Origin of the sequence: Sorangium aterium, from assembly GCF_028368935.1 — a bacterium.
Lineage (GTDB): Bacteria > Myxococcota_A > Polyangia > Polyangiales > Polyangiaceae > Sorangium > Sorangium atrum.
On record NZ_JAQNDK010000006.1, the window covers coordinates 651,602 to 664,447 of the forward strand.

The following is a 12,846-nucleotide window of genomic DNA, read 5'->3' on the forward strand; positions in this document are numbered from 1 at the left end:
TTGGTCCTTACGCCCACTTCCTGCGCTCGAGCGCCCTGAACGCGGCCATGAGGCTGCCCGCGGTGACCGAGAGGAAGAAGACGATGTCTCGAGTGGACACCATGCCGCGCGCGAACGGCGTGAGGCGGGTGTCGAAGCTGATGAAGGAGAGGAAGTCGCGGAGGAACGACGGGGCGTAGTCGGCGAAGTTGTCCACGCCGTGCAGGAACCCGAGCACCAGGAAGGTGATGAAGAACGCGATCACCTGGCTGTCGGTCAGCGACGAGATGAGGAGGCCGATCGAGACCGCCGCCGCGCTGTAGAGCACGAGGCCGATGTAGCCCGAGAGCACGGGCCCGCTGTCGAGCGCGCCGAGGTGCCAGGGCCACACGAACATCATGATCGGATAGAGGATCGTCGAGAAGACGAGCACGAGGACGAGCCCCCACGCGCCGAGGAACTTGCCGAGGACGACCTCGTGGTCCTGCACGGGCAGCGTGATCAGCATCTCGAGCGTGCCGCTCCGCTTCTCCTCCGCGAGGAGCCGCATCGTGATGACGGGGACGATCAAGAAGGAGAGCCCTATCGGCGCCCAGCTGAACAGCTGCACGAGCGAGGCGCGATCCGCCTGCCAGAAGCCGCCGTTCATGAAGAAGAAGATGAGGCCGAGCGCGATCAGCCCGAAGCAGATCACGACGTAGGCCAGTGGGGAATCGAAGTTGGAGCGGAACTCCCGCTTCGCGATGGTCAGGGTGGTGCTCATACCGTTCAGCCCTTCTTCTTGCCGGGCGCTTCTTCCTCCGCGCCTTCGTCCTCGCCGCCGTCGCTGCCGTCCTTGGCCTCGTCGCCGGCGCTGTCGTCGTCCTCGTCGTCCTCGTCGTCCTCGTCGTCGTCGGCCGCCGCGCTCGCCTCGTCCTCGTCGTCAAGGTCGTCGGTGATCAGCTTGCGGCCGCGGTCCTTGCGCTCGTCGCCGCGCGTGAGCGCCTTGAACACGTCCTCGAGGCTCTGCGAGTCGCGCCGCATCTCGAGGAGGAGCCAGCCCTTCTGCACGACGAGCTGGAAGAGCTCGGGCCGGATGTCGCCGCCGAGCGCGCCGAGGAGCTGGAAGCTGTGGGCGCTGTCGCCGGTCGGCAGCTCGGTGACGCTGGTGACCCCGGGCAGACCGGAGAGCGCCTCCTGGACCTCCTGGGCCGTCGGCGGCTTGCGCGCGCCCGACCGGTAGCCGTCGCCGCCCTCGAAGACCTTCTTCTCGTGGACGGTGACGACGTAGCGGACCTTGCCGCTCTTGGCGCGGATGTCGTCGAGCGGGCCGTCGGCGACGACGCGCCCCTTGGAGACGACGATGGCGCGGGCGCAGGCGGCCTCGACCTCGGAGAGGTTGTGGGTGGAGAGGAGGATCGTCCGCTCCTTGCCGATCTCCTTGATGTAACGGATGACCTCCGCCTTCTCGTTCGGGTCGAGATCGCTCGTCGGCTCGTCGAGGATGAGGATCGGGGGATCGTGGACGAGCGCCTGGCCGAGGCCGACGCGCTGGCGATAGCCGTGGGACAGCGTGCCGATGTCCTTACCGAGCACCTGGGCGAGGCCGCATACCTCGACGATCCCCTTCATCCGCTTCTTGAAGAGCGAATGATCGAGGCCGCGCATGTCGGCGACGAACGAGAGGTATTCCCACACGTTCATCTCGCCGTAGAGCGGGGCGCGCTGGGGCAGGTACCCGAGCTTGCGCCGGACATCGAGCGGGTCGTCGAAGACGTCGTACCCGTGGACCCGCGCCGTCCCGGCCGACGCCGAGAGGAAGCAGGTGAGGATGCGCATCGTCGTCGACTTGCCGGCCCCGTTCGGTCCCAGGAAGCCGACGACCTCGCCGCGATGGACCTCGAAGCTCACCTTGTCGAGCGCGCGCAGCGACCCATAGCGCTTGGTCAGCGAGCTCGCCTCGATCATCACATCGCTAGCCAAAATGACCTCCTTAGATGGTTCCTTGAGAAGCGGAGCGCCCTGCTCCGTCGTTCGCCCCTGGCGATCCCCCCCGCCTTGGCCGGCGGGCGCGCCGTTGGGACACCCTGGATCACCCATTACCCAGGCGAAAGGCGGCGCCATCGTAGCGGCGGGTGGATCTCTGTCAACAGCGCCGACCCGAAGCGGCTGAACCTGGTGTTTATTCCCGGCGATCGGGGCTGCACCCGGCGCGGTTGTCCGGGCTATCCCCGGATTGGCGGGGTGGCGGCGGCGCCTCCGCGACGGGTCGCGCGTGGGACGGGCTCGCCTGGCGCGCGCGGCTGCGGAATTTCTCCTTGACCCGAGTGTCTGTGTTGGACTAGTTGGCCACACCTCGCGTGAGCCTCATCGTCCAGAAGTTCGGCGGCACGTCCGTCGGGTCCATCGAGCGCATCCAGCGGGCGGCCGCGCGGGCGCTCGCCACACAGCAGGCCGGTCATGACGTCGTGGTCATCGTCAGCGCGATGTCCGGCGAGACGAACCGGCTGCTCAAGCTGGCGTCGGACATCGCCCCCGTGCCCGACGCGCGGGAGATGGACGCGCTCGCGGCGACCGGCGAGCAGGTCTCGGCCGCGCTGATGGCGATCGCGATCCAGGCGCAGGGGGGCAAGGCGCGGAGCTTCCTCGGCCACCAGCTGAAGATCCTGACGGACAGCGCCTATACGAAGGCGCGGATCAAGGCGATCGACGCCCAGCGGCTGCACGAGGCGCTGGCCGGGGGGAAGATCGCGGTGGTCGCCGGGTTCCAGGGCGTGGACGACGCGGGCAACATCACGACGCTCGGCCGAGGCGGCAGCGACACGAGCGCCGTGGCGATCGCGGCGGCGGTGGGCGCCGAGTGCGAGATCTACACGGACGTCGACGGCGTTTACACAACGGACCCGAACATCTGCAAGACGGCGCGGAAGATCGAGCGGATCAGCTACGAAGAGATGCTGGAGCTCGCCTCGCTGGGAGCGAAGGTCCTTCAGATACGGAGCGTGGAGGTTGCGATGAAGTACGGTGTCCCGGTGCATGTGCGGTCGTCGTTCTCGGACGTGCCGGGCACGTGGGTCGTCAGCGAGGAGCAGTCTCTCGAGAGCGTGACGGTGACGGGCGTGGCGCTCGACCGGAACGAGGCGCGGGTCATGCTCGTCGGCGTCGACGACAAGCCGGGCGTGGTGGCGCAGATCTTCGGCGCGCTGGCCGAGGAGAACATCAGCGTCGACATGATCATCCAGAACGCGCCGAGCTACGGCCTGGAGACGCGCGGCACGTCCGGCGAGGTGAAGGCCGACGTCACGTTCACCGTCGGCAAGGCGGATCTCCCGCGGGCGAAGCTCGTGATGGAGAAGATCTCCAGCGGCGTGCGCGCGATGAGCGTCCGCTACGAGGAGGACATCGTGAAGGTGTCGATCGTCGGCCTCGGGATGCGGACGCACGCGGGCGTGGCGGCGCGGATGTTCCAGCTGCTCGCGGCGGAGGGGATCAACATCCAGGCGATCTCCACGAGCGAGATCAAGATCTCGTGCCTCGTCTCGACGAAGTATGCCGAGCTCGCCGTCCGCGCGCTGCACGATGGCTTCGGGCTCGGCGGCAAGGCCTGACCGAACCCGTTTTACCGTCGTGATGCGCTCGCCGTGAGCGGCCCCGACCCGGTCGGTGAGGCCGCTCGCGGCGTGTCGCATTGTGGCGTCGAGCGCACGGACATCGCTCCGCGGAGCGGGGATCGCGCCGCGGCCAGTCCGATGCGCCCCTGATGCGGCCCGGCGCGCCTACTGCTGCTCCTGCGCCATCGCCGCGGCGAAGCGCAGCAGCCCCTCGCCCCAGCCGCCGAGGATGTACGTGCGGTCATAGAACTCGGGCACGAGCGTGTCCTGGTACCCGGCGACCTGGACAAGGAACACGCGCACGTCGCGGTTCACCCGCGCGCGGTACGTCGCCACGAGCTTCGCCACGTCGATGTAGTGCCCGTTCCAGGCGAAGTCCGCGTAGTCCTTCGGCCGCGTACCGTACAGGCCGCCGTGGCCGGCCTGCATGTCGCTCATCACGAACACCGAGTCCCAGCGCTGCCGCTCGCGGATCGCGCGATCCCAGAAGAGCCACACGCCGTTCTCGGTCGCCGTCCCGATCGTGCGGGCGATGTGCTCCGCCTTCTCGAGCTGCGAGAACACGCTCTCCTGCTTGCGCACCGCGAACGTCTCCAGCCGGTCGCCGAACACGCCGAGGTGCCCGTCGCTCGCGCGCATCCCGGCCACGACCCCCGTGAGGTTCGCGATCGTGGAGATCTGCATCGTCCCGAGGCTGCTCGTGGTCGTGCCCTGCGCGGAGCCGCTGTTGTCGCAGAGCACCATCACGCGGCCGGGGAAGTACGGCACCTGGCCGAGCGAGCGGTCCAGGCACTTCTCCACCGCGTCGAGCACGGCGCCCGGCGCGCAGCCCTTCACGGCGCGGTAGGCGCTGTAGTACCGGAACGGCAGCTGCTTCCCCTCCGCGGCCGTCTCGACGAGCTTCGGCAGGAACTGGTCGAACGGCACGCCCGCCTCGATCAGGTTGCGCAGGTTGCGCAGCAGGGCCATGTGGCCCATGACCGGCAGCGCCTTGCGCCACGCGCACCGGTTCGAGCCGCGCGCCGAGACGATCGCCTCCCAGGTGCGGCCGGTCGCGCGGAGCGCGCCCTTCGCGAGGCGGTCCACGCTGGGGCTCTTCGGGTGCACGAGGTTCATGACGTCCACGGTCTTGCTCCCCTTGCCCTCGAGCCGGTACTTCGCGAGGGCGTGATCGTCGAACCGCTCGAGCGCGTCGCGCAGCGCGCGCTTCAGCGCGTTCGGCACCGGCTTGCCGAAGCGGTAGAGCTGGTACGCGAGGGCGACCGCCGGCTCGTCCGCGCGCTTCAGGATGCGCGGCGCGTAGCTGCGCACGAGGCCCGTCCCGCGCACGGACGCGGTGTTCGCCGCGCGCACAAGGATGACCTGGGGCGTCGTGCGCATGTGCTCCTCCTCGCGCAGCCGCGCCGCCTCGGCGAGCGTCGCCTCCGGATCGGCCGCGAGCGCCTCGTCGATGGCCTTCTCGATCAGCGCCGCCGGCGAGAGCTTGCGCCACTCGGCCGGGTCCACCGCGCCCAGCGTCTCGCGCAGGCGCCGCACCTCGGCGTCCGAGAGGCGCGCGCGGGCGGCCGCCTTCTTCGCCGCCTTCACCGACGCCTTCGCCTTCGCCGCATTGACGGTCTTCGCCGGGCGCGGATCCGCGGGATCGAGATGGTAGTACATCGGCTCGCCGAAGAAGCACGACGAGGCCGCGAGGCGGAGGCGCTTCAGCGGATCGGTGATGTCGTAGGAGCGGCCGCCCATCCAGTTCAGGTGCGAGTCGGCGCTGCGCTTGTCCTGACGCTTGAGATGCTGAAAGAACGCCATGATGCCACCTCCATCCTCGACGCATGCGCGGCGAGGGATCGAAAGCGGGGTGCAGATTCGATGTGCGCACCGCTCGTAGAAAACGGGCGCAGCGCGGAGGATGGTGATCACGGGGTTGGTCGTGTCAAAACGAAGGAACCGTGATCTCACTGCCGCGCTGCGCCCTGGTGCCAGAGGCGGGACTCGAACCCGCGACCTCGTCCTGAGAAGGGAAGTAACCCCGGAGCTCACTGCCGGCGCTCATCGCGCCGGAGAACACCGTCCGGAGTTGTTTTCGCGCTCTAACCGCTGAGCTACTCTGGCGTGGACGCTGGGGGGTATTGCAGGGCGGATGCCAAGTCGGTCTCCGCGGGTGCCGACCGCAGAAACCCCGGGGGAACGGCCGAGAGCGAGGGTCGCTGACGTCTCCCGCCGGTCCGTTGTCTATCCCATGGGATAAAAACCTAGATGAACTGATAGATCGGGCCAATCGCCGCGGTCGATGCGCCACCACCGTCGACGATCGTCTCCGCGGAACGATGTCGGGTTCAGCCGTTGCGCGCGGGTCTCGCTCGCGGGGAACCCCGGTGAAGGCTCGTTCGACAGCGCGCCGGACGCGCTCTGCGCGAGGGCGGGCGCGCGCGTTCATCACCGTGGAGGTGCGGGGGACACGATCTGGGGTTTGGTAGAATTTTGAACCAACGCCCAGATCCGGACCTGGGAGCTGCGTCGTGACGCGTGCCCTGGGGAGGTCGAGACCTTCCGGGCGAGTCCGAGGGGAGATTTCCGCGAGGACGAGACCTTGGCGGAAGGTGCGCAGAGGAGGGCTCGGCCAGATCGCGGCCTCGGCGGCGGGCGGCAGAGGAGGGTTCGGCCAGATCGCGGCCTCGGCGGCGGGCGGCAGAGGAGGGCTCGGCCAGATCGCGGCCTCGGCGGCGGGCGGCAGAGGAGGGCTCGGCCAGATCGCGATCTCGACGGCAGGTGGGACACGAGGGGCTGGTCAGGTCGAGGCCTCCGGGGCAGGGGAGCGACGAGGGCTCGGCCAGATCGAGACCTTGGCGGCTGCCGTGATCGGATCGATGGTCGAGCGACGGGTGGCGTCAGCCGCTGCGAGCCGGAGGCGCGCTCCGTGACGGGGCGCGCGCCGCGAGCGTCTCCGGGTCCGCCGCGCGATCGTCACCGCCGGCGCGCCGAGAGGAAACCGGCGGCGATCTCGGTTGTGTAGAGTGCGAGATGACGGCGCTCGTGGTCGGCTCATGGTGCATCGCGGCGGACGGATCCCTCGCGCCGAGGCTGCCGTGAACCTCGCCGCGCGATCCCGGCTCGGCCCGCAGGCCAGGGCCGAGGAGCTGCTCCCTCGTCCCGGCGACGGCGAGCGGTACGACCCGCCTGAGCAACTCGTTCCCATGTCGTCCTCGGGCCTCCCGGCGTCCGGGGTGCGGATCTCGAGCGCAGCGGCCCTGGACGCGGAGGCGCTTTACCGCCGCCACCATCACCTCGTGTACCGACTCGCCCTCCGTTACGGCCGCGGCAACGTGGCCTGGGCAGAGGATGTGACGCAGGACGTATTTCTCGATCTGATGAAGGCGCTCGCGACGCTGACCGATCGAGACAACCTCGAAGGATGGCTGTACCGGGCGACCTCGAATCGCTGCCTGAACCGCCTGCGGCGGGACCGGTTCCTCGATCTCGCGCCCATCCGCTGGCTGCTCGGGCAGGACGAGGCCGACCCGCGCCCGATGCTGGAGGAGGTGGCCATCGCGCGCGACGATCTGCGCCGGGCGTTCGAGGCGCTGGGGAAGCTGCCTCCCAAGGAGCAGATCGCGTTCTCGATGTTCTATCTCGACGGCAAGGAGCAGGAGGAGATCGGGAGCGTCCTTGGCCACTCCAAAAGCTACGTGTGCAAGCTGATTCAAAAGGCCGTCGCGCGGCTCCGCGAGGCCGGGTGGGAGGTGGGGCAATGACGCGAGACCGCGACCTGCTCGCGCTGCTGCACGAGGTCGACGAGCGGCTCGCGGCGGCGACGCCGTCACCCCGGCTCGCGGCGCGCCTCGGCGCGCGGTTGCGCGGGGCGCGCCCGTCCCTCGCCGGGCGCGCGGGGCGCCCGCTCGCGCTGGCCCTCGCCGCCGGAACGGCCGCGGTCGCCCTCGCCGCCGCCCTCCAGCGCCCCGCGTCCCCCGAGGTCTCCGCGCGCAGCCCCGCCGTCGAGCCCGCGGTCGGCATCGTCGGCGATCGCCCCCACGCGGACGGCGGGATCCCGGAGCGCACGCCGGCAGACGGCCACCCGCCGGCGCCGCCCCGGATCTACGCCCCGCTCCTCCGGGAGCCGCCCCGCCGGCTCGCTCCGCCGCCGAGGACCTCGCCGCCTGCGCCTCACGGCTCGGCAGCGCCGCCGGACGCGCGCGACGCGCCCGTAGGCCAGCGCCACAGCGAGCTCCCCGAGAGCCGCGCCCCGGTCCCGCCGTCGCGCGCGCGCGCCCTGCCGCCGGCCGTCGCGCTCCCGTCGAGCCCGGGGTGGGTCGACGCCCTGGAACGTCCGCCTGTCCACGCGTCGCCATCGCGCGGCCAGCTCCCCTCGTCGAGCCGAGGCACCGGCGGCGCCAGCGCTCCGGCGGAGGTCGCTGGGCAAAAGGGCGATCGAAGCGCCGAGGGGGCGGACCGCGCGACGACCGCGGAGCCCCACGAGAAGCCGGCGGGTCCGCAGGAAGAGGCGGGCTGCCGGACGGCGGAGGATCTGACGAGCGAGGTCGAGGCGATGTGCGACGCGCAGGGCCTCGTCCTCGCCGACGTCAGGCTGCTCGATCCGTGCAGAGACGGCGGCTACCGCAGCGTCGAGCACACGTGCGTCGACGACGAGCCGACCGAGTGCTGGCGCGGCCAGCTCGGCGACGGCCTCACCTGCCATGACAGCGGCGATCTGAAGGATCAGGCCTACATCACGTGCCGCAACCAGGGCGCGGATCTCACCGAGTTCACTTACGACCGGGGCGTCCCTGGATGCAGCGGCAGCGAGACGACGGGGGCCGTCTATGCGTGTTGCCCGGCGGCGGAGCCGCTTCCGTCGCGCCTGTGCTGGACGACCAAGATCGACCACGGGGACGTGTGCCAGGCGCAGTCGACGCTCGGTGACGAGGCCAGCGCCATGTGCGCGGACGCCGGGCAGCAGATCTTCCACATCTGGTACAACTCCGGCACCGCGAGCTGCCCCGAGGCGCACGACACGAGCGCGCTCTTCACCTGCTGCCCGTGAGCCGCGATCGCGAGGTGGCCTGACGGAGGAAACCGGCAGGCCCGCCGCGGTTGATGAAGAGCGGAACGACGAGGAGAGCGCGCCGACCGGGGCTCCGGCGGCGCGCGCGTCGAAGCTGTCCCGGGCTGGGCCGGGCTTGATGGAGGACTCCATGCGATTTTTCGTTGCGACCGGTCTCTCGCTCTGTCTCTCGATCTCGGGTCTTCTCGCCGGCGCGGGCTGCATCAGCGCCGAGGTGCCGGACCCTGACAGCGGAACGGACTCCGCGGGCGTGAAGAGCGCGAAGAGCGACGGCGTGGAGGACGGTTCGAGCGGCGATGGCGAGGCGAAGCCGCCGCCCCCGCCGTCCGACGATGGCGAGGCGACGCCCGCGCCGCCCCCGTCGCTCCCGCCCCCGCCGGCCCTGCCCCCTCCGCCGCCCCTGCCGGAGACGTGCTGGAGCGGCGAGCTGGGCGATGGCGTCACATGCAGTGACAGCAGCGATCTGAAGGACGAGGCCTACATCACCTGCAGGAACCAGGGCGCGGATCTCGCCGAGTTCACTTACGAGCGGGAACTCCCTGGATGCAGCGGCAGCGAGACGACAGGGGCCGTCTATGCGTGTTGCCCGGCGGCGGAGCCGCTGCCGTCGCCCACGTGCTGGACGACCAAGATCGACCACGGGGACGAGTGCCAGGCGCACTCGACGCTCGATGCAGAGGCCAGCGCCCTGTGCGGAGAGACGGGCCAGCAGATCTTCCACATCTGGCACAACTCCAGCGGCACGATCTGCCCCGAGGCGTACGACACGAGCGCGCTCCTCACCTGCTGCCCGTGAGCAGCGGTCGCGGGCCTGCCTGGCGGAGGGAGACCGGCAGGCAGGCCAGCGCGACGGCTCCTTTCGTCGACGCCGGCGATGGGTATCATGGCGCCCGCCCTGAACGCGCCCGCGCGCGGTGGAGTCGCTCCCATGCCCGATCCCTACATCTACCAGCGTGACATCGAGACGTACGGCCGCCTCACCGCGTCGCAGATCCAGAAGCTCGTCCTGCCGGTCGATGCGGGGTTCGGGAGCGCGCTGCGCACCGTCACGGCGCGCCTCGACGCCGCGACCGAGGCCCTGCGCAAGGCGACGCTGGACGCGACGGCCGCTCCTGGGTCTCCCGGCGCGTCCCGCGGATCGAGGGGCGCCCGGGCCAATCCGGTCGCTGCGGGCCGCGGCCTGCTGCGCCGCCTCGTGGAGCACGCCGCCTCGCGGCCCAACGGGGCCGCGCTGGCCCGAGAGCTCCTCCAGGGCCAGACGCTCGCCACCGTGCTGCGCCGCCGCCCCGCGGCGCTCGCCGCGGCGCTGACGCACGCGATCGAGGTGCTCGAGCAGCACGAGGGGCAGCTGCCCGAGCGCGAGGCGTGGACGGCCGACCTCGAGCGCTCCCGGGATGCCCTCGAGCCGCTCATCAGGAGCGTGCGCAAGACCCGGCTCGCGCGCCGCACGATGACCCCGGAGATGAAGGCCGCGCGCGACGAGTGGATCACCACCTACGGCGCGGCGAAGCTCCTCGTGGAGTGCGTGCTCCGGCTCCACGGCAAGACGTCGTTGATGCCGGAGATCTTCGGCGATCTCCCGCGCGCACCCCGCGCCGCCGCGGGGACGAGCGCAGCGCGACGCCCGCCGGCGAGCGCGTCTGCGCTCGCGTGACGATTCCACTGCTCACTCCGGAGCTTGACCCGCGCGGATATGAGGAAATAAAGAAGCGGTAGGCCCGAGGAGAGGGGTTCTCGGGGCGGGGCGGAGGCATAGGCGTTAACCAAGTTTCGCGCCGCGTTCTCCTACATACGAACGTTTACGTGGTCGTGAACGTTTACGTGGTCGTGGTCGTGGTCGTGAACGTTTACGTGGTCGTGGTCGTGGTCGTGGTCGTCAACGATAGGCCGTAAACGACCACGACCACGACCACGACCACGACCACGACCACGTAAACGTGAACGTAAACGTTCACGTTCACGTTCACGTTTACGTTTACGTTCGTGACCGATGGTGGGGGGAAGGGGGGGCGGGCTTCGCCCTCTGAGCGTGACCGCACAATCTCCTCGGGCCGGGCGGCCCGGAACACGCTCCTACGTACCGCCCCCGCCCCCGAGGTGCGTCCGGAAGAACCTCACGAGGTGCCCATACTGGAGCACCTGGTTGTCCCGCTTCTGCGCGCCGTGCCCTTCGTCGGCGAACAGGATGAGCTCGGACGGGATCTTCCTTGCCTCCAGCGCCTGCTGGATCTGCACCGACTCGCCTGCAGGGACCCGCGGATCCGACGCCCCCTGCACGATCAGCAGAGGCGCCTTCACCCGATCGAGGTACGTGATCGGCGAGAGCTTGAGCAACGCGTCCCGATCCTTCTCGGGATCGCCGTACTCGGAGATCCGGAGGATTCGCCGGTAAGGCGCCGTGTTCTGGAGGAACGTCACGAGGTTGCTCATGCCGACGACGGCGGCGCCCGCATCGTAGGCGCCGGCGAACATGGTCATGCCGATCAGCGCAGAATAGCCGCCGTAGCTGCCGCCGAAGATGCCGACCCTCGGCGGCCGGCCCTCGTGGCCGAAGCTCGCCTTGACGAACTTCGCGGCGTCCTCGATGTCCGTGATGACGTCGAGCCGCTTCGCGCCGTCGTCGGCGTGCAGCCATGTCTTGCCGTAACCGTCGCTCCCGCGGACGTTCGGCTCGACGAACACGAACCCCGCGTCCACGAAGAGCTGCGCCCGCGCGCTGAACCCAGCCCTCGCCTGGGCCTCCGGGCCGCCGTGGAAATGGACGATCACAGGACACGGCCGCTCGCACCGCGCAGGGCGCCGCACGAACATCGGGATCTGCGCGCCGTCGCGCGCGGGATAGGACTCCAGCGTGGTCGCCGAGAACGCGCCCGGCGCCATCTCGGGCATGCTCGGAGCGTGCCACTGCGAGAGCTTGCCAGTCGTCCAGTCGAGGACATGCGCCGTCGCCGGCGATGTCGAGGTCTCCAGGAGCAGCGTCGTGAACCGGCCGTCCCACGTCGTCGAGACCGGGGTCACGTGATCCGCCGCCGGGAGCGCAGGCAGCTTGATCTCGCGGTGCGACCTCGCGTCGAGCGCGCGGAGCCGCGTGTAGCCGCGCTCGTTCACCGTGTAGAGGATCCTCTTCCTCGCCCGATCGATGGAGAACGCGCTGACGTCGAACGGGATCTCCGGCGAGATCGGCGTGAGCTTCCCCGCCTTCCAGCTGTAGAGCCGGCGGTGCTCCCCGAGGCGCGGCGTGAGCACGAGGACCTCGCCGGGCGCGGCGCCGTACTTGGCCTCGTAGTCCTCGCGCTCGCCCTGCCCGAAGAGGGGAGTCGGCGCGTCGGCGCCCGGAGCGGCCTTCGCGCCGGGCGCCCACTCGAAGAGCTCGCTCATGTTGGAGCCCACGTCCTTCGCGAGCAGCAGGCGGCCGTCGCCCGCGGCGTCCACGGCGCGCCAGATGCCCTCGCGATCGAACACGACCTCTCGCTGCCTCGACGCGATGTCGTACCGGTAGATGACGTACGCGTCCTTCTTGACGTCGTTGGCCCGATAGTAAACGTGCCTCCCATCGTCGGAGACGAACTGGAGCTGCGTCTGCACGCCGGGCGCGTGCTGGATGGCGACGAGCGGGCCGCCCTTCGCGTCCTGCAGGTAGAGCCCTGGGTTCTCCTCGCCCTTGCGGTCGCGCGAGAGGACGAGGCGCGCGCCGTCCGGCGTGACGGCCTCGACCACGGTCGGATCCTCGCCGCCGGTGAGCTGCAGCGGGAAGCGCTGCGGCCCGTCGAGCCGGAAGACCTGCCTCGTCCCCGTGATCGTCCAGGTGAAGTAGAGCGCCTTGCCATCCGGCCCTAGGACGCCTCCGGAAGGAGCGCGCACGTCGAGCATGGCCTGGATGCGGCGCGAGACGTCGTCCGGGAGCGGAGGCGCCGCGTAGCGAGCCAGGATCTCCGGGGAGACGCTCGCCGCGCCGTGCCCCTCGTACCCGGGCCGCTCCGGCGCGGGCGCAGGCCGCGGCGGTCCGGCGGGCGAAGGCGGCGCTGGCGGCGCGGACGCGGCAGGCCGGGGCGCAGCCGCCGGGGGCCCCGGCGGGGCCGGCGCGCACGCCGCCGCGAGGGCGAGGGGGCCGAGCAAGCCGAGCAAGGAGCGCCGCGCGGCGCCGTGGCGCCCGCGCGGCGTCGAGGAGGACGACATGCGGCGCATTTCGCCGGAGCGGGCATACGCCGGCAAGGTCAAAGGCGG

At 70.5% G+C, this 12,846-nt stretch carries 9 protein-coding genes and 1 tRNA gene; 5 read left to right on the forward strand and 5 right to left on the reverse strand.

Annotated elements, in window-relative coordinates:
- Window positions 1-7: 7 nt before the first annotated feature.
- Window positions 8-742, reverse strand: coding sequence for an ABC transporter permease (locus POL72_RS46500; RefSeq protein WP_272103419.1), 735 nt, complete (start codon window positions 740-742; stop codon window positions 8-10).
- 5 nt (window positions 743-747) lie between these two features.
- Window positions 748-1,941: an ATP-binding cassette domain-containing protein gene (locus POL72_RS46505; RefSeq protein WP_272103421.1), complete on the reverse strand. Its 1,194-nt coding sequence runs from the start codon at window positions 1,939-1,941 to the stop codon at window positions 748-750.
- A 377-nt stretch (window positions 1,942-2,318) separates the two neighbouring features.
- On the opposite strand from POL72_RS46505, the gene POL72_RS46510 reads away from it, so the two are divergent.
- The gene (locus POL72_RS46510; RefSeq protein ID WP_272103423.1) at window positions 2,319-3,566 is read left to right on the forward strand and encodes an aspartate kinase; all 1,248 of its coding nucleotides are present in this window, start codon (window positions 2,319-2,321) and stop codon (window positions 3,564-3,566) included.
- A 168-nt stretch (window positions 3,567-3,734) separates the two neighbouring features.
- Here the strand turns inward: POL72_RS46510 and POL72_RS46515 are convergent, their stop codons facing one another.
- Window positions 3,735-5,372 (reverse strand): TROVE domain-containing protein, encoded by a 1,638-nt coding sequence (locus POL72_RS46515; protein WP_272103424.1) that lies wholly within the window; start codon window positions 5,370-5,372, stop codon window positions 3,735-3,737.
- Window positions 5,373-5,537: 165 nt separating this feature from the next.
- Window positions 5,538-5,675: transfer RNA gene (locus POL72_RS46520), tRNA-Arg, on the reverse strand.
- A 974-nt stretch (window positions 5,676-6,649) separates the two neighbouring features.
- Here POL72_RS46520 and POL72_RS46525 point away from each other — a divergent pair.
- The 4 genes from POL72_RS46525 to POL72_RS46540 all read left to right on the forward strand — a co-directional run bounded on the left by POL72_RS46525 (window position 6,650) and on the right by POL72_RS46540 (window position 10,276).
- Window positions 6,650-7,315: an RNA polymerase sigma factor gene (locus POL72_RS46525; RefSeq protein WP_272103426.1), complete on the forward strand. Its 666-nt coding sequence runs from the start codon at window positions 6,650-6,652 to the stop codon at window positions 7,313-7,315.
- Entirely contained in the window at window positions 7,312-8,601 is a 1,290-nt protein-coding gene (locus tag POL72_RS46530) for a hypothetical protein (RefSeq protein ID WP_272103428.1), read from the forward strand. Before POL72_RS46525 ends, POL72_RS46530 begins: the two co-directional genes overlap by 4 nt.
- Before the next feature lie 151 nt (window positions 8,602-8,752).
- Window positions 8,753-9,418 carry a hypothetical protein gene (locus tag POL72_RS46535; protein ID WP_272103430.1) on the forward strand — a complete coding sequence of 222 codons (666 nt, stop codon included), beginning with the start codon at window positions 8,753-8,755 and terminating at the stop codon, window positions 9,416-9,418.
- Between the two features lie 132 nt (window positions 9,419-9,550).
- A complete protein-coding gene (locus tag POL72_RS46540) occupies window positions 9,551-10,276 on the forward strand; it encodes a hypothetical protein (RefSeq protein WP_272103432.1) in 726 nt (241 codons plus the stop codon).
- Between the two features lie 419 nt (window positions 10,277-10,695).
- Here the strand turns inward: POL72_RS46540 and POL72_RS46545 are convergent, their stop codons facing one another.
- Window positions 10,696-12,798, reverse strand: a complete 2,103-nt coding sequence (locus tag POL72_RS46545) for a S9 family peptidase (RefSeq protein ID WP_272103434.1) — start codon at window positions 12,796-12,798, stop codon at window positions 10,696-10,698.
- Between the last annotated feature and the right edge of the window lie 48 nt (window positions 12,799-12,846).